The organism is Chryseobacterium sp. FR054 (genome assembly GCF_056844565.1).
Window position 1 is genome coordinate 104,367 of the sequence record NZ_JBXDSA010000004.1, and the last position, 16,940, is coordinate 121,306.

General features: G+C 37.5%; 15 protein-coding genes and 1 tRNA gene. 14 read left to right on the forward strand and 2 right to left on the reverse strand.

Features of this window, described 5'->3' with window-relative positions; all coding sequences use genetic code 11:
* The first annotated feature begins 175 nt into the window (after nt 1–175).
* From folB to AC106S_RS16730, 6 genes are all read left to right on the forward strand, one after another.
* Nucleotides 176–547: a dihydroneopterin aldolase gene (gene folB / locus AC106S_RS16705; protein ID WP_482440780.1), complete on the forward strand. Its 372-nt coding sequence runs from the start codon at nt 176–178 to the stop codon at nt 545–547.
* 35 nt (nt 548–582) lie between these two features.
* The gene (locus tag AC106S_RS16710; protein WP_482440782.1) at nt 583–1,947 is read left to right on the forward strand and encodes a DUF4403 family protein; all 1,365 of its coding nucleotides are present in this window, start codon (nt 583–585) and stop codon (nt 1,945–1,947) included.
* A 50-nt stretch (nt 1,948–1,997) separates the two neighbouring features.
* On the forward strand, nt 1,998–2,507 hold the full coding sequence (locus AC106S_RS16715; RefSeq protein WP_482440784.1) for an RDD family protein: 510 nt from the start codon (nt 1,998–2,000) through the stop codon (nt 2,505–2,507).
* Nucleotides 2,508–2,567: 60 nt separating this feature from the next.
* Nucleotides 2,568–2,638: transfer RNA gene (locus tag AC106S_RS16720), tRNA-Cys, on the forward strand.
* Nucleotides 2,639–3,810: 1,172 nt separating this feature from the next.
* Nucleotides 3,811–4,035 (forward strand): glutathione synthase, encoded by a 225-nt coding sequence (locus AC106S_RS16725; RefSeq protein WP_482440785.1) that lies wholly within the window; start codon nt 3,811–3,813, stop codon nt 4,033–4,035.
* 558 nt (nt 4,036–4,593) lie between these two features.
* Nucleotides 4,594–5,424, forward strand: a complete 831-nt coding sequence (locus AC106S_RS16730; protein ID WP_482440786.1) for a glycosyltransferase family 2 protein — start codon at nt 4,594–4,596, stop codon at nt 5,422–5,424.
* A gap of 436 nt (nt 5,425–5,860) precedes the next feature.
* Here AC106S_RS16730 and AC106S_RS16735 read toward each other — a convergent pair whose 3' ends face one another.
* Nucleotides 5,861–6,316 carry a hypothetical protein gene (locus AC106S_RS16735; protein WP_482440787.1) on the reverse strand — a complete coding sequence of 152 codons (456 nt, stop codon included), beginning with the start codon at nt 6,314–6,316 and terminating at the stop codon, nt 5,861–5,863.
* A 354-nt stretch (nt 6,317–6,670) separates the two neighbouring features.
* Between AC106S_RS16735 and AC106S_RS16740 the strand changes: the two genes are divergently transcribed.
* From AC106S_RS16740 to AC106S_RS16775, 8 genes are all read left to right on the forward strand, one after another.
* Entirely contained in the window at nt 6,671–7,219 is a 549-nt protein-coding gene (locus AC106S_RS16740; RefSeq protein ID WP_482440788.1) for a YMGG-like glycine zipper-containing protein, read from the forward strand.
* Nucleotides 7,220–7,270: 51 nt separating this feature from the next.
* Nucleotides 7,271–8,911 (forward strand): LIC_10190 family membrane protein, encoded by a 1,641-nt coding sequence (locus tag AC106S_RS16745; protein WP_482440790.1) that lies wholly within the window; start codon nt 7,271–7,273, stop codon nt 8,909–8,911.
* A gap of 44 nt (nt 8,912–8,955) precedes the next feature.
* Nucleotides 8,956–10,026 carry a chorismate synthase gene (gene aroC / locus AC106S_RS16750; RefSeq protein ID WP_482440791.1) on the forward strand — a complete coding sequence of 357 codons (1,071 nt, stop codon included), beginning with the start codon at nt 8,956–8,958 and terminating at the stop codon, nt 10,024–10,026.
* Between the two features lie 13 nt (nt 10,027–10,039).
* Nucleotides 10,040–10,603: a thioredoxin family protein gene (locus tag AC106S_RS16755; RefSeq protein ID WP_482440793.1), complete on the forward strand. Its 564-nt coding sequence runs from the start codon at nt 10,040–10,042 to the stop codon at nt 10,601–10,603.
* 40 nt (nt 10,604–10,643) lie between these two features.
* Nucleotides 10,644–11,183, forward strand: a complete 540-nt coding sequence (locus tag AC106S_RS16760; protein WP_482440795.1) for a TlpA family protein disulfide reductase — start codon at nt 10,644–10,646, stop codon at nt 11,181–11,183.
* A gap of 88 nt (nt 11,184–11,271) precedes the next feature.
* Nucleotides 11,272–11,613, forward strand: a complete 342-nt coding sequence (locus tag AC106S_RS16765; protein WP_482440796.1) for a YkvA family protein — start codon at nt 11,272–11,274, stop codon at nt 11,611–11,613.
* A gap of 125 nt (nt 11,614–11,738) precedes the next feature.
* Nucleotides 11,739–13,118, forward strand: coding sequence for an orotidine-5'-phosphate decarboxylase (pyrF, locus tag AC106S_RS16770; protein WP_482440798.1), 1,380 nt, complete (start codon nt 11,739–11,741; stop codon nt 13,116–13,118).
* A 54-nt stretch (nt 13,119–13,172) separates the two neighbouring features.
* Nucleotides 13,173–15,995 (forward strand): aminopeptidase, encoded by a 2,823-nt coding sequence (locus AC106S_RS16775; protein ID WP_482440800.1) that lies wholly within the window; start codon nt 13,173–13,175, stop codon nt 15,993–15,995.
* A gap of 143 nt (nt 15,996–16,138) precedes the next feature.
* On the opposite strand, the gene AC106S_RS16780 is transcribed toward AC106S_RS16775, so the two are convergent.
* Nucleotides 16,139–16,909, reverse strand: a complete 771-nt coding sequence (locus tag AC106S_RS16780) for a T9SS type A sorting domain-containing protein (protein ID WP_482440801.1) — start codon at nt 16,907–16,909, stop codon at nt 16,139–16,141.
* Between the last annotated feature and the right edge of the window lie 31 nt (nt 16,910–16,940).

Sequence of the window (16,940 nt, forward strand, 5' to 3'; positions counted from 1 at the left end):
AATGCTCTTTTATTCAAAACAAATCACCAATTAACAGGTGCAGACAATTCTTCAGTAAGTGTAGCTTTTTTGAGGTCTTCTGTGCAGAACTCCGGGAAAAAAGAAAAAAAATATAGAAACAGGTCCTGATTCTGAATAATTAAAACGATTTTTGCTGAACAGAAAAACAGAAACAATGAGTAAAATATATCTTGAGGATATTAAAATATATGCTTATCACGGTGTTCTCCCTGAGGAAAATATCATTGGGACCTACTACATTTTAAATGCAGAGCTGCATACTGATCTTTGGAAAGCGGCAGAAACCGATGATCTGAATGACACGATAAGCTATGCCGACATCAATGCGGTCATTCACCGGGAAATGGAAGTTCCATCCAAACTGCTGGAACATGTGGCAGGAAGAATTATTTCAAAGATTCACGAAAGGTTTCCACAGATTTCCTACATCAAATTAAAAGTAACCAAAACCTCTCCCCCTATGCAGGGAGAAATGAAAGGAGCAGGCATTGAACTGGAAAGAAGTTTCAAGCCTGAGAATCATTAAAAATTATTATTTTAGTTTTATCAAAACATAAAGCATTGAAATCCTTCAAAATATTATTTCTTCTGAGTTTCGGTATCATTTTCGGCCAGGGCGGTACTGCCGGAGAAGCACCTGTCTATAATTTTCCGAAGATGAAATCCAGCATAACAATGCCGGTAACCATCCCTCTTTCCGAAATCAGCAACATGATCAATACAACCGTAAAAGATCTTGTCTACCAGGACGATTCCTATACGGATAATAATAACGACCAGTTTAAGGTAAAGGTATGGAAAACCCGTCCGATCCGCCTGGTAGGCGGTACCAACCAGAATATTCTGATCGAAGTTCCTTTAAGAATCTGGGCAGAGAAAGGAATCGGAACATTAGGCGTATATTCCTATCAGAATACCACCTTTGAAACGGTAATGTCTTTCAGTACCACACTTACATTCAATAATAACTGGACCATATCAACCCTTACCCGTCCCAACGGCTTCAGATGGGTAACCAAACCGGTGCTCGATTACGGAAGAATCCAGATTCCCATTACATCCGTTGTTGAAAAGAGCCTGAAAGAGCAGCAGGAAAAATTCAGTAAAACCATTGATCAGCAATTGGCTGCCCAGTTGAATTTCCAGCAGTATGCCGTGATGGCATGGAATGTTTTTTCCCAGCCTTTCAACATTTCAGAAGAGTACAATACCTGGCTGAAAGTAAGCCCGATCAGCGTGAATATCACGCCGCTGAAATTTTACTCCAGCCAGATCGATACCAACATCGGAATTGATGTATATTCTGAAACATTTACCGGAAGCAGGCCCTCAGCAGCCCAGCCTGTAAAAACAGTAAGTAATTTTACCGTATCTCCGGCACTTGCCGACAGGTTTCTGCTTCAGACTACTGCCAACATTCCTTTCACAGAGGCTTCGAATATTGCGAGAAACATGTTTTTAAACAAAGAATATGATGTACGCGGATCTAAGGTAAAAATTAAAGATATCAGAGTTTACGGTATTGATGACAGAGTTGTGATAGAAGCGGAAACCGAAGGCTACGTGAACGGGCGGGCCCTTATTTCCGGTATTCCTGTGTATGATGATGTAAAAAAGAAAATTGTATTATCCAATACAAAATTCAACCTTAAAACAGCGAATATCCTTCAGAAAACCGCTACCCTCCTGTTCAAGGGAAAAATCGTAAAAATGATTGAGGAAGAATATGGAATTCCAACCCAGGATCTGGAGCTGGCCTCTAAAAAAAGTATTGAGGAAGCTTTCAACAAAGAATATTATAAAGGGCTAAAAATGAATGGAAAGGTATTCAGCCTGAAACCGGGCAGTATTCTGATGAACCCTTCAGGAATCACAGCTGTTATTGATACCAGCGCTTCACTGAAATTAACTGTAAGCGGCCTGTAAACTGAATAATAATAATAATAATAATAATAATAATAATAATAAACTATACCATGAAAAAACTTTTAAAAATTATTGAAGATAACAAAGCCTCACAGGGGATCAGGTTTGCTAATTTCATCATTGACAGGGTCGTTATATATATACTTTTTTTCCTGTACGGCACATTTGCAGTTCTTGTGTACGAATTACTGAACATTGACTTTTTCCTTAACATTGCAAACAAACTTGCCAGCCTCAGCAGGGTTGAAGACATTTTAGTAACCACCGCCGTTTATTTTCTGTATCTGTTTTTCATGGAATATTTTACAAAAGGAAGAACTATCGGAAAATATATTACAGGAACCAAAGTAATGAGTACAGACGGAACTACTCCCACCCTTCAGGATTTTTTTATCCGAAATATTTCCAGACTGGTTCCTTTTGATGCTTTCTCTTTCCTGGGAAATAACGGGTGGCATGACAACTGGAGCGATACCAGAGTAATCAGTGTAAAAAAATATACCGCTGATAAACAGGCTAAAGAGGAGATAAACAGCATGGGCACAAAAGAAATTGCTTAAAAAATTTTTGTTGAATCATATATTTTGCTATATTTGCACACCTAAAAATGGTAAAGACATGGTACTTTGGCCGAGCGGCTAGGCAGTGGTCTGCAACACCATCTACAGCGGTTCGAATCCGCTAGGTACCTCTTAATAAATCCCTATTCTATTAATAATAGCTTAGGGATTTTTCGATTTATGCCATCTGGTTCTTTTATCCACTTTTGAATCGAGCGTACTTTTTTATTTTTTCTATACATAAAAATGCCCTCCAAAAATGGAAGGCATCAAAAAAATACTAGTTTTTCATAGAACTATAATATGAACTGCGGCGAATATACAACAAATTATCCATTGCATAATATGTTGTGATCATAAAAGTCTTTTTTTGCTTCTGTAAACAATTTTCACATTAACTATTCTCACCTGGCCGGCACAGGTAAAAACCTGACGATTTTACAAGCAATTTCCCCTTTCAGTATAAAATAAAAAATCCCCGAATTGCTTCGGGGATAAAAACTAATAACCATGAAAACTCAAATTAAACATGAGTTGCTACGTTACATTGAAAAATCGTGCCAAACACAAAAAAAAGCGAAAAATGCTTTCCAATTTCATCTAAAAAATTTATATATAAAATTATTTCCGGTTTTTACGTTATTATTTTCAATAGCATAGCTTCGAACAGATAAACATTCATACCTTCCTGTTTGAAAAAACTTTATCTATCGGGGGCACCTGTTATTTGATCCCGGATTTGAAAGCCGGATCTGAAAAGGAAAGTTCCGAAGGTTATCAGTGTGGTAAGGAGGGATCTCTTTTTACTCTTTACTGATCTGATGATGGAAAAGTCAAAGATTTTTTAGACGATAACGCTTTAAAGTTGAAACCGGATATATCTCTTCTGTTATGGACCGTCTGATTTTATAAATCCGGAATATGAAATAAATGCTTCCCCATCTTAAGAAGAGGAAGCAGAAAGCATGATATAAAGTGATGAAAATGTAATTAGCGGGAAGAAGTAATCCAAATGTAGAGATAAATCTTCTCTTTATTTTATGACCCGGATCATACGCATAGGGAAACTTTTCTTATTAAATTTGATGAATATCAGTCCCATTTCCATCATTATTATCTTTTTCCAACTTCCCGTCCAGGGAAGTTTTTCAACAGACACTTTTTTTAGACCCCATATATTTTTCAACTCTCCTTTTAGGAGGGTTTTTCATTCAGGTCAACCCTGACAGTAAAATATTAAAAGTACAGATCTAAATTGGCATAATTTATTCACTGATAATTATAAACGTTAAAAAACATCATCATGGCACACACAAATTTCAAAAAAGAAGATTTTGTAAAAGATAAAGATGAATTTAAACTGGAATTCAAAACCGATGAGATTGGTGAAGGTTTGGATCTTATTGTTGAAAGAAAAAACAGTCAAAACGGATATGAAGTGATCCAGGCCGAGATTAAAAGATTTAATGATTCTGTCTTTATCTGCTGGAGCGAACCGTTTGACGGAAGAGTAATTTATGATTCATAAAATTATTCCGTATATAAAAAAGCCTCCGATAATGGAGGCTTCAAAAAAACACAAATGATGAAAAAAATTTTTTTATATCAGAAATTAAAATTATTCAAACTTTTATTCTTATCTCAAAGTTAACTGCTTATTCTGATTTATTTTATGATTACAATCACATTCCCGAATTTAATCATGATTATTCCGCAGTTCCCAATCCAAAAGAAAAACCGATGAAATAATTTCATTTTTTCTTAAGAATAATATTCAATAAAAAAACAAATACACCCCTTTTTAATCACACAAAATTCAAATAATTAAAATTATTTACTAAATAAAATTAAATTTGATTTATATTTTTCCAAATTCGATTATTATGTTAAATTCAAATCCATTGGTCTGATTTTAAAAAACACATTCTATTTTTAACATATTCATACAAATAATTCATTATAAAAAATTATTTTCCAAACATAATCCTTAAAAAATAATAAAAAAATATAAAACACACCATGATCCAGGTTATATTTTTCCGGTATTTTATTTCATAGTTTTACAAAAATATTAATTCAATATAACGTGATAAAATTCTCGATACTTATAGCCAACTATAATAATGGGAAGTATTTTAAAGACTGTTATAATTCACTGATCAGCCAGTCATACAAAAACTGGGAAGTTATAATTGTTGACGATGCCTCTGCGGATAACTCTGTGGAAATAATTGAGAGGATCATTAAAAATGATCCGCGTTTCAAAATCTACCGCAACTCTTCCAACCAGGGCTGCGGCTATACCAAAAGTGAATGTATGAAACATGCAGAAGGAGAAATATGTGCTTATCTGGATCCTGATGATGCTCTATATCCCGACGCATTAGAAAAAACGGTACAGGAATTCATTCATAACAGCGACATTGCTGCTACCTACTCTCAGATGATGCTGTGCGATGAAAATCTCAGACCGGACAAAGTATTTGCCGGAACCAAACAAATTTACAACAGCCGCTATTTTTTCAACTGTCCCACTCAGTTTGCTCATTTTTTCACGTTTAAAAAAGAAATCTATTTAAAGACTTCAGGGATCAATCCGGCTCTTAAAAGTGCGGTAGATCAGGATCTGTATTTAAAAATACTTGAACACGGAGGTGTAAAATATATTAAGGAACCTCTGTATCTGTACAGACTTCATTCCAATGGTATTTCGCAGCAGAGTTTTAAGCAGGGGGCCAAAGAATCTTTTGCCAAAGTAATTCACGAAACAATGAAGAGAAGAGGAATCCGGAAGATCAACAACAGGGAAGTTCCCGAAAGCTATACGAATCCTCAGGAGATTTATCAGCTCCTGAATTATCAGACCCAAAAATTACACAGGCTGATCAATAAAGTAAAAGTAACATTCAATATATAACAACAAAGAAGGCTTCCCAGAAATGGGGAGTTTTTTTATGCATTTCCATAAGATTCTGCATGATCTTTTGCATATTTTAATTCACAAAAAACGGCCCCCTTCTCAGGAGGCCTAAAAACACAAATGATGAAAAAAATCTATTCAGAAAAATCCAAACAGAAATTCGTTGACAATTAATGTCTTATATTGTTTCGGTATACTTTAAAATCAGCACCGTAATTTATAGTTTATTTTTCTAAGTACAAAATACATCCTAAAATAAGCATTGATAAACAAATACAGCACTCAGATTAAAATGGATAAAGTTAAGAGTCTATATAATTTAGCAGTTTTCATGCCACAAAATTTGATATAATTCTTTAAAGACTATGAAATAAAACGAACATCTTCCTCCTAACAGTCTACAAAGTTATCCAAATATTTTTTACCTGCAAAGTTATTCTGACCAGGTTACAGGAATATATACCGTGATATATCCGTCGGCATCTATCTGGGCATCAGATACCGTCATAATTACTGAACCGTAACCGGTCCATCCTCCCTGCCCCTGCATGGCAGAGAAAATATAATTTCCGGCAGGAATTCCCTCATAGTATTGAGGAAGAGTCTGAAAACCGCCGCTGTAATAAGTGTCATACACCTCTCCGGTATCTGTATTTTCAGCAAGAAAACTGCCTACATCATGATTTCCTGAGAGAATCCTGGTTCCGCTCTGAGATAAAAGCCCGAACCTTACCTTATAAGTTTTTGTTTTTGAAATCTCCTTTAACAGATCTGAATTCTTTTCCTGAGACCTGGTCTGAATATCCGTTATATCATCATTGGATGAGCATGAAACTGCAACAGCCGACATCCCCGCAAGGGCAAGGGCCATAAAAATTGATTTTTTCATAATAAAGTAATTTGGTAAAACAAAAATAACTCATTCGTATGAACTGAATAAAAACCATCCGTGAATTAATAATTATATCAGTATAAATTACATGAATCCGGGATTAAGAAAATTAAGATATAAGTACTGAAAACCTCCATAACCTCCCTCTTTCAGCTCCCGGCTTCATATCAAATTACTAAACCAAATTAAAATTAAACAGACTTAAAAACATCTACTGAAAATAGGCAGTGGACATAAAAATTTCCATTTTTAAATTATTTTAACATCCTTTAACTAAAATTTGGCTTCATAATTGGAAATACAAACAAAGCAGAAACCGTTTTGGTGGAAACTACTTATAAAATTTGAATTATGAAAAAGATAGTATTAGCAGGTTTTTTATCCGTTTTTTTACTAACGGCCTGCAAGAAAGATGAAAGGACAGCAGAAAAATCTCTGGAACAGCAGAAACTTGAATTTCAGGCAAGACAGCTTGAAATAGAAAAACAGAAACTGGCTATTGAAAAAGAAAAGCTGGTATACGAAGCTCAGAAAAAAGCAGACAGCATCGCCGAAGAAAAAAAATCAAAAGCCGCAGCTGCCAATAATTCAAAACCTCAGGTCATAAGAGAGACAAAAACCATATACAGAGACAGAGGTTCCAATTCTAATTCAGGGGGAGGAAGTTATGCAGATAACGGAAGCACGGCCTCACAGGGAACCACTCAAAAGAAAGGCATGAGTAAAGCTGCCAAAGGAACCATTATCGGTACCGTAGGCGGAGCTGCCGCAGGTGCTATTATTGCCAAGAAAAACAGAGGTCTGGGCGCCGTGATTGGTGGTGTAGTAGGTGGAGCAACCGGATATACGATCGGTAGATCACAGGACAGAAAAGACGGAAGAGTACAGCCGCGTAATTAATATTTTCATGATAACATGTAAAGATTGCTTATTTTTAAGCAATCTTTTTTTATGATTCTACTTTTATTTTCCTGTATTCTCATTATCCCGGTTCTCGCAGGCTGGGGAAAGATCATGGATTTTTTTTCCGGATCTTTATATGAAGGAATCTCAGGAAAGATCCTGTCCGGAATATTGGGATTAAGTCTTATCTGGACTATTTCCGCCTTTTTTATTCCTGTCAACATTTATATGGAAATCCCTGTAATACTGGCTGGGCTTTTCTTTTTTTTCAAAGATAAATTATACCTGAATTTTTATATATTTTCAAAGAAAGACACCGTTTCAATGGCAGTAATCTCGGCGATCATTCTCTATTGCAGCGCTTTCTATCCCTACATACTGGACCATTTCGGATACTATGTACCTTCTATACAATGGCTTACAGAATATGGTCTGGTGAAAGGCATTTCCAATCTGGATCTCACCCTGGGACAGATGTCTCTGTGGCATATTTTTCAGGCAGGATTTTCAGGTTTCTCCGATCCGTTCTTAAGGATAAATGCTGTTCTTCTTATCATATATGCCCTGTATATTTTTGAGAGAAAAAGCTGGATATTGCTATGTTTTCTGCCCGTACTGCTTCTTTTTTCACAGTCACCGTCACCCGATCTGCCTGTGATCGCCATCTCATTAATAATCCTGAATGAAATACTGGCCGGAAATAAGAATACCAATCTTCTTTTTGCCTTTTCTGTTTTAGTTTTCGCCATAAAGCCAACAATGATATGGCTCCCGGTCCTTACTTTCTTCTTTACCGTTTTTAGCCTTAAAACCGGATTCACCAAACTGATCTTCGGATTTTCAATACTCCTGTTGTTCTTTATTAAAAATATATGGACGTTTGGCTATCCGGTTTTTCCGGTTGCCATAGCCGATATCGGAACCGGGTGGAAACCCAGCCCTGATATACTGGATACCTCTTCACAGTATGCCGTTCAAAAAACTTTTGATATGCAGTATTCTTATGAGGAAATCCGGAAATTCGGTTTTGGAGATCATATCATAAACTGGCTCACCTTAAAAGGCATTAAATCAAAGATCAACCTTCTTTTCATCATCAGTCTTATCCTGTTTACAGCGTTTGCTTTCGTTAAAAAGAACAGAACCATCAGCCTGATCTGTATCTCTCTGCTCATAAAAAGCATATTCGTTTTAGCTTTTTCCGCTCAGTACCGTTTTTTTATTGATGTATTTTTTGTGATATTCTTTGTACTGCTGTTTAAATATCTTAACCGGAAAAGTTCGGCATTGATCTTTGCGGCCGGCAGCCTGATCTTAATGTTCATTCTTACGTTTCCCGCTTTTATTCAACAGTATATTCCCAGTTTCAGGCCCGGAAGTTTTATGGCCGGCTTTCAGAAAGAACAGTTATACGAACCTTCTGTTTATCAGTATAAAAAATACAACACTTTTGAAGTAGGCAACCTGAAGTTCAATGTTTCCAGAAATTATCCTTTTAATTTCGACACTCCCCTTCCGTCCATCTCAGAAAGCTATATTTCAGACGATGCAGATTCAGGAATTTTCCCGCAATGCATTGATGAAAAAGATATAAAAAAGGGATTTATCTGGAAAAAGCTGTCACCTGAAGAAAAGAAAGAAGCCGAAAAGGTTATTCATACCATCAAAAACACTGATAAACAGAACTAATGCAGAAACTTTATTATCTGAAGAAAAATAGGTAATTTTGTATCATGTTCAATACATTAGGTAATCTTCTCAGTCTTACAACTTTTGGAGAAAGTCACGGCGCTGCGTATGGCGGCATTATCAATAATTTCCCGGCAGGTTTAACGGTAGATCTCGATCAGGTTCAGTATGAGCTTGACCGCAGAAAACCCGGACAGTCTGCTATTGTTACCCAAAGAAAAGAAAGTGATACGGTGAAATTCCTGTCCGGTATTTTTGAAGGGAAAACAACAGGAACCCCTATCGGCTTTATTATCGAAAACGAAAATCAGAAATCAAAAGATTACGATCATATTGCCAATGCATACCGTCCGAGTCATGCAGATTTCACTTATGATCAGAAATTCGGAATAAGAGATTATCGTGGAGGCGGAAAATCGTCAGCCAGGGAAACAATCAACTGGGTGGTTGCCGGAGCGCTTGCCAAACAGCTTTTATCAGATATCGAGATCAATGCTTACGTTTCCTCGGTAGGTGATATTTTCTGTGAAAAACCTTATCAGGCTTTGGATTTTTCAAAAACAGAAAGCAACGAGGTTCGCTGTCCGGATGCTGAAACTGCCGAAAAAATGATCGAAAGAATCAAAGAGATCAAAAAAGAAGGCAATACCATTGGCGGAACCATCACCTGCGTGATCAAAAATGTTCCCGTAGGAATTGGTGAACCTGTATTTTCCAAGCTTCAGGCAGAACTGGCAAAAGCCATGCTTAATATCAATGCCTGTAAAGGATTTGAATACGGAAGCGGTTTCTGCGGGGCGAAAATGACAGGAAAAGAACATAATGATGCTTTCAATACAGATTTCACTACAAAATCCAACCTCTCAGGAGGAATCCAGGGTGGAATATCCAATGGAATGGACATTTATTTCCGGGTAGCATTCAAACCCGTGGCTACTATTCTGAGACCCCAGGAAAGTGTGGATAAAGACGGAAATCCTGTAACCGTAGAAGGAAAAGGACGTCATGATCCATGTGTGCTTCCAAGAGCCGTTCCTGTTGTGGAAAGTTTAGCCGCCTTTGTACTCGCAGATCTGTTCCTCATCAACAAAACAAGAAATATCAATCATTTTTAATAAATACTGGGTAATGAAAAATTACTGGGATAGCGGAATCTCTTTTGAAGAATACATCCGCATTGGAAAAGAAAGACTGGAAAATCCTGTTAATGAACAGGAAGCCGAATATAAACAATATTATGAACTGGGACTGCAGAGAATGGACCGTACTTTAAAGAAGTATGTTCCGGATGAAGATCAGCTGAAAGAGCTTGCTGCTAAAAACTTTGACGGAAAGATTCTTATTATTTCCGAAGCATGGTGCGGTGATGCCAGCGCTACCGTTCCTGCTCTTGTTAAATTCTTTGAAGGACACAATGATGTAAGGATTTTCCTTAGAGACAGTGATAAAAGTCTTATCAGCCAGTTTCTCACCAACGGAACAGAATCTATTCCTAAGGTACTTATTCTGGACAGCGATCTTCATGTAAAGAATTCCTGGGGACCACGTCCACAATACGGACATCAGCTTCTGATAAAACATAAAGCAGATCCTGAAGGCTATCCAAAGGATAATTTTTATAATGACCTCCAGCTGTACTACGCCAAAAACAGGGGTCAAGATGCAGTTCAGGAAATTTTAGAATTACTGTAACCCTATATCTGTTCAAAAAAATAACGGTAAAAACCGGCCTATGAAAAAGAATATTATTTACCTCGTACTGATCATCATTATTGGTGTCATTGCTTTTATTCCGGGAGTAAGAAACTACCTGAAAGATCAGTTTTTCCCGGTGGCCACCATCGAAAATGCAGTACATGTAAATGAAGAGGATTATGATATTGAGCTGAAAGGAATCAATGTTCCGGATACCAATCTCAAAAATTTCAGAAACAAAGCCGTTTTCCTTAATTTCTGGGGAACATGGTGCCCCCCGTGCAGAAAAGAATGGCCCTCTATTCAAAAACTGTACGACTCCCGGAAAGAAAATGTAGATTTTGTACTTATCGCTATGAATGATAAAGAGGAAGCCGTAAAAAAATTCCTTGCAGAAAATAATTACAGTGTTCCTGTATACATTGCACAAAGCCCCATTTCTGAAAAGATTCTTCCCAAAGCTTTCCCTACTACGTTCCTATTGGATAAAACAGGAAGAATCATCATTAAGGAAGATGCGTACAGAGACTGGAATACGGAAACCGTGCATCAGTTCATCGATAATATTATCAGGTAATTTTTTTTAACTAAATTTTATAATTACTTGGTACAAAATTTGCGAAATTTACATTGTTGAAAAAATTTATTTAAAAACTAAACACAAAATGAAGTATTCAAAATTGAATCTTGCAAAAGAAGCCATCAGCCACAAAGGTTTCGTAAAAAAAATCCCTGATATTTTCAGAATGGTAAAAATGTGGAGAAAGGGAGCCTATCCCATGAAATCTATTGATATCATCCTGCCTTTACTGGGAATTTTGTATGTAATCTCTCCTATTGATCTTCTTCCTGAGTTTGCTATTCCGGTATTGGGCGTTATGGACGACCTGGCCGTTTTATCGCTTACGATTCCTAAACTGATCAGGGAAGTGGACAAATTCCTGCTTTGGGAAGCCGAACAGAGGCTGAACGGCACAAAAGTTATTGATGCAGAAATTGTAAAATAGTCTCATTAACAAAGAAAATATGAACCATTCCTGAAGATGCGGGGATGGTTTTTTGTTGACAAATCGGCGAGAAATTTTTAAGCCTTATTTCAAATCCTTAAATTTGCAGTATCTAATAAAAAATAATGGAAAGTAAAAAAGAATTCTTCTTAGAGTGCTACAAGCTGGGCATCATTAAGTTCGGAAGGTTTACCCTGAAAAGCGGTATCGAAAGTCCGTTTTATGTAGATCTCAGACCTCTGGCTTCAGACCCTAAAATTTTAAAAAATCTGGCTAATTATTTACTGGAAATGCTTCCTCTGGATAATTTCGACCTGATCTGCGGAGTTCCTTATGCTGCTCTTCCAATGGCAACCGCCATGTCGCTGGAAAGCTATATTCCATTAATCATTAAAAGAAAAGAAGCGAAGAGCTACGGAACTAAAAAACTGATTGAAGGAATTTATCAGAAAGGCCAGAACTGCCTTTTGGTAGAAGATGTGATCACTTCCGGAAAATCTCTTGTAGAGACCATTGCCGAAGTGGAACAGGAAGACCTTAAAGTAGCAGATATTGTTGTGGTTCTGGACAGAGAGCAAGGCGGAAAACAATTATTGGAAAGCAAAGGATACAGAGTACATACACTTTTCAATATCTCCGAGGTATGCAGTATTCTTCAGGAAAACGGAGAGCTATCTGATGAAGAAGTGGCAAGAATCCAGGATTTTCTTCAGGGAAACCATATTCAGTTTGAAGAAAAAACCAGACCTTCTTACGAACAGAAATTACAGCAGACCCAGCATTCTGTTTCAAAAAAATTATTAGAAACAGCTTTGGCGAAACAATCCAATCTGATTGCTTCAGCTGATGTCACCACCACTCAGGAACTTCTGGATCTGGCTGAAAAAGTAGGTCCTCATGTGGTCGCTTTAAAAACCCATATTGATATTATTTCGGATTTCGATTACGAAAAAACCATACTTCCTTTAAAAGCACTGGCCTCCAAACACCGGTTTCTCCTGATGGAAGACCGTAAGTTTGCCGATATTGGAAATACCCAGGAGCTTCAGTTCACAAGCGGGGTTTTCAGAATTACAGACTGGGCAGATTTTGTAACTTCACAGGTAATCGGAGGGTTTGAATCTCTGGACTGCTTCAGTAATGTAGGTGTAGTAGCGATTGTAGGAATGTCTTCCAAAGGAACTCTGACTACTGCTGCTTATCGTGAAGAAGCCCTTAAAGTGGCTCTGTCCCACCCCAATGTAATTGGAGGTGTATCACAAAACCCGGTTCCTGAAGAGCTTCTGCTGTTTACACCAGGAGTAAATCTTGCCGATTCAGGAGACGGAAAAGGCCAGCAGTACAATACTCCTGAACACGTATTCAAGATGCTTCATACCGATTTCATTATTGTAGGAAGAGGAATTTATAAGTCTGATGATCCGGCGGCGGCGGCTGTCACTTATAAAAATGAAGGCTGGAATGCTTATATCAGTTCTTTACAAAAAAAAGAGATTCAGGGCTAAAATCCTGTAAAATATATTCAAAATAAGTTTATATTTGAGCTTTATCAAAGGATATTGAAAAAGATCAGCATTTGCCTTATTTTGTTTTGTGGAATTGTACAGGTTTCTGCACAGAAAGACAGCATTTATATTGAGGCCCGACTTTCCGCCGACAGAAAAACGCTGGAAGTAAATCAGGAAATCGTTTATCACAACAATTCAGAAAAAGACCTTCATACGGTAAAACTTCTGAACTGGATTTCCGCTTATAACAAGCGAAGAACTGCCTTAGTTTACAGAAAACTGGAAGACCGGAACAGTGATCTTCATTTTGCCAAGCCTGAACAATTGGGCAGGCTTTTGGATCTCAGCATTAAAAATTCTGAAAATCTGCCGGTGCCGGTAAACTCTATTTCGGATGAAAGTCTTTTTCTTCCGCTGAAAAAAGCACTGAAGCCCGGCGAAAGCGTTACATTACATTTGCATTACCGGATGCTGCTTCCCGATAAGAAGTTTACGGGATATGGTACAGACGGTAAGTACGCGGCATTAAAATATTTCTTTATTGTTCCGGATCATTTTGATCCGGACAATATTTCCAAAAAAAATTACCATGATATTGAAGAATCTGTAAGCTTCAATACTTTCTGGACTGTGAATTTTGATCTTCCACCGAATAGTTTCGTTGAAGGTAATCTCCCACAGATCCAGATGAATTCATTCAAAGGCTATCTTGAATCCGATCCTGAATTTATCGTTTCAGAGAACAGTCTTCCCACCATGAGAATCAATGTGGATGGCAATGATACTGAAATTAAATTCGGATATATTTTAAAGCCTGAAGAAAAACAGAATCTTGAGTTTTATCTGCCGCTGCATTTAAAATTCATTAAAGAGAAAACCGGTTTTCTCCCACAGAGTATTTTTATTTCCGATAAATTCAGAGCTAAGGAAGATTTTTTCGGAAATAATGATATTACCTTCTGGAACTTCAGATTTCAGCTGTTTACCGATGCGGAAAAGACGGATCTTGATTATTTCGGGATCATCGCAAAAAAAATCCTTGATGAAAAGATCATTACTGACAAAGAAAAAGATCACTGGTTCAAAAACGGTCTGAAATCATACCTTGAAATCCAGTATCTCCAGAAATTTTATCAGGACACAAAATTGCTGGGCACGCTTCCTGAGACTAAAATCTTTGGAGTGAAGCCTTTAAAACTTTTCCATGCCTCCAATGTAAAGCTTCTGGACCGGTATGGGCTGGCTTATCAGTATATTATGTCCCAGAATCTCGATCAGAAGATTGATGAGGAATTTTCAGCACTGAGTAATTTCAACGATATGGCGGTCAGCAGTTTCGAAACGGGAAGTCTTTTCAGCTATACGGCAGATAAAATGGGCTATGACCGGTTCAATACGATATTGAAAGATTATATTCAGCAGAATACCGGGAAAAAGATCAGTCCCGAAGGTTTTCTGAATGAACTTACCGAAGCAGATAAAACCTCCTCCTACCTTACCGGATTTTTAAAAAAGAAAAACAGGATTGACTTCAGATTAAAAAGTGTAAGAAAAGAAGGAGACCTTTTCAATATCAGAATCGGGAAAAACACTGATGCTCCTATTCCTGTAAAACTGGAAACCCAGACCAGTGAAGGCGAAAAGAAAGCCTATTGGATTGAAACGGATGAAAATGAAAGAATTAAAAATATAAGCCTTCCTGCATCAGATGACATTCATAAGGTGACCCTAAACAGCGGCTATATCTTCCCTGAATCTAAATACCGGGATAACTTCCTGTATGCCAAAGGACTTTTTTCCAATACTAAAAAAATAAAATTCAAACTGATCAAAGATATTCCGAATCCTGAATACAATGAAGTATATGTGAGCCCAAGAATACGTTTCAACAATGCTTATGACAAATTTCTGTTTGGGATCAACCTGAAGAATCAGTCTTTTTTTGACCAGAAGTTTTTATACTCCATCACTCCGATGTACAGTTCAGGGACTGGAAAACTGACGGGTTCCGGAGCGGTCTCCTACTCTTTTCTTCCGGCTGAGAGCATCATCAGAAGCCTTACTTTCGGAGTTTCCGGGGCTTATTTCCATTATGATTACGGATTAGCTTACAGAAAAGGATCATTATTTTCCACGATCAGCTTCAGAAAAGACCCAAGAAGTACGGTAAGCCGGAGTATAGGGGTTTCATACAATTATTTTGAAAGAGATCTCAGCCCAAAAATGGTTGCCAACAGAGACTATGGAAAGTATAACCTGTGGAGTTTCGGATACGGATACAGCGACAGCCAGATGATTCATGAGAAAAGTTTAAGTTTAAGTACCCAGGGTATGGAAGATTTCAATAAAATAACGGCAGAAGGCTTTTACAGATGGGAGTTTGCTCCCAAACAAAAGCTCAGTTTAAGACTATTTGCCGGATATTTTGTAAGAAATGATACCCGAAACAGTACGTTCAATTATGGTATATCCAGAGTCTCCAACTACTCTTTTTCCTATAATCTTTTGGGAGAAAGTGCCAATAGCGGTATTCTTTCACAGCAGTTTATCCTGGCTGACGGAGGATTCAAATCCTTTATTCCCGGATCGGTTAACCAGTGGATCACTTCTTTCAATGTAGATTCCAGTATATGGAAAATATTCCATGTGTATGCCGATGCCGGAATGTATAAAAACAAGAACCGCCCTGCACAGTTTATCTGGGACAGCGGAATTAAAGTGCGGGTAATTCCGGATTTCCTGGAAGTTTATTTCCCTATACAGTCTTCACTAGGTTTTGAGCCATCTTTTAAAGATTACGGAAAGAGGATCAGATATACCCTGGTTTTGAATCTGGGATCAATTATCAATGCCGCCAGAAGGGGCTGGTATTAATTTAGACAGAAAGCCGGAAGATGGAGGTTATGAAAGTCATTTAGGTTTATCATGAAGAAGTTCGCATGATCAACAACCGCTATAAAAAATTCCGGCCGTTTCTTCGAAACGGCCGGAACTATATGGTTAAAAGAGCTATTAGATTAGTCTTTTAAGATTTTCTGAGATACCGGTTCGTTATTTACAGTTCCTGTTACGAAATAGTTTCCTTTTGCCAGTTCAGCAACGTTTAACACTTCGTTGTTTTTAACAGAAGCAGTTTTCACCACCTGTCCGAACATGTTGTAAATTTTTACGTCTTTTACATCTGCTCCGAAAGTAATCCCGTCGTTTTTCACGAAAGTATTTTTGATGATTCTGTACTTGGAAGGAGCTACTTCACCTACCGCAAGAGACCCTGCAGGTACTAAAGAAAACTCATCAAAGCTGGCTACTGAATTGTTATAGGCACGTACCTGTAATTGGAACTGAGTTGCAGCAGCAGGAGAAGTAAAGGTTAAGGTTTTCAGTGTCCATGCGCTTACTTTAGCCAGGAAACCGTTATTGTTTCTCAAAGGATCTGTTGTAGCATCACTGGTTAAATAGATAGGTGCGTTTGCAGCATCTAAAAAGCAAGACCAGATTCTGGCTCCGTTTCCTGATCCTGATGATTTATACCAGAAGCTTACGGTGTATTGAGTATTAGCACTGATCGGAATATTCTGATAAAATCCGGTAGTTGCTGTTGCTGTATATTTAGCATAGTTTGCACCCTGATAAGGAGCATCTGTTTCCACGGTAGGTAATGTGTATGTGTTTACCGTACCTGCTGTCCAGTTACTAATTCCACTTTCAAAACCTGGGTTTTGAACTAAATTTTGGGAGAATGCAACAACGCTTGCCGCAACTCCTAAAACAGTAAAGATTTTTTTCATTATATAAAGTTTTAATATTTGGTGTAAAAGT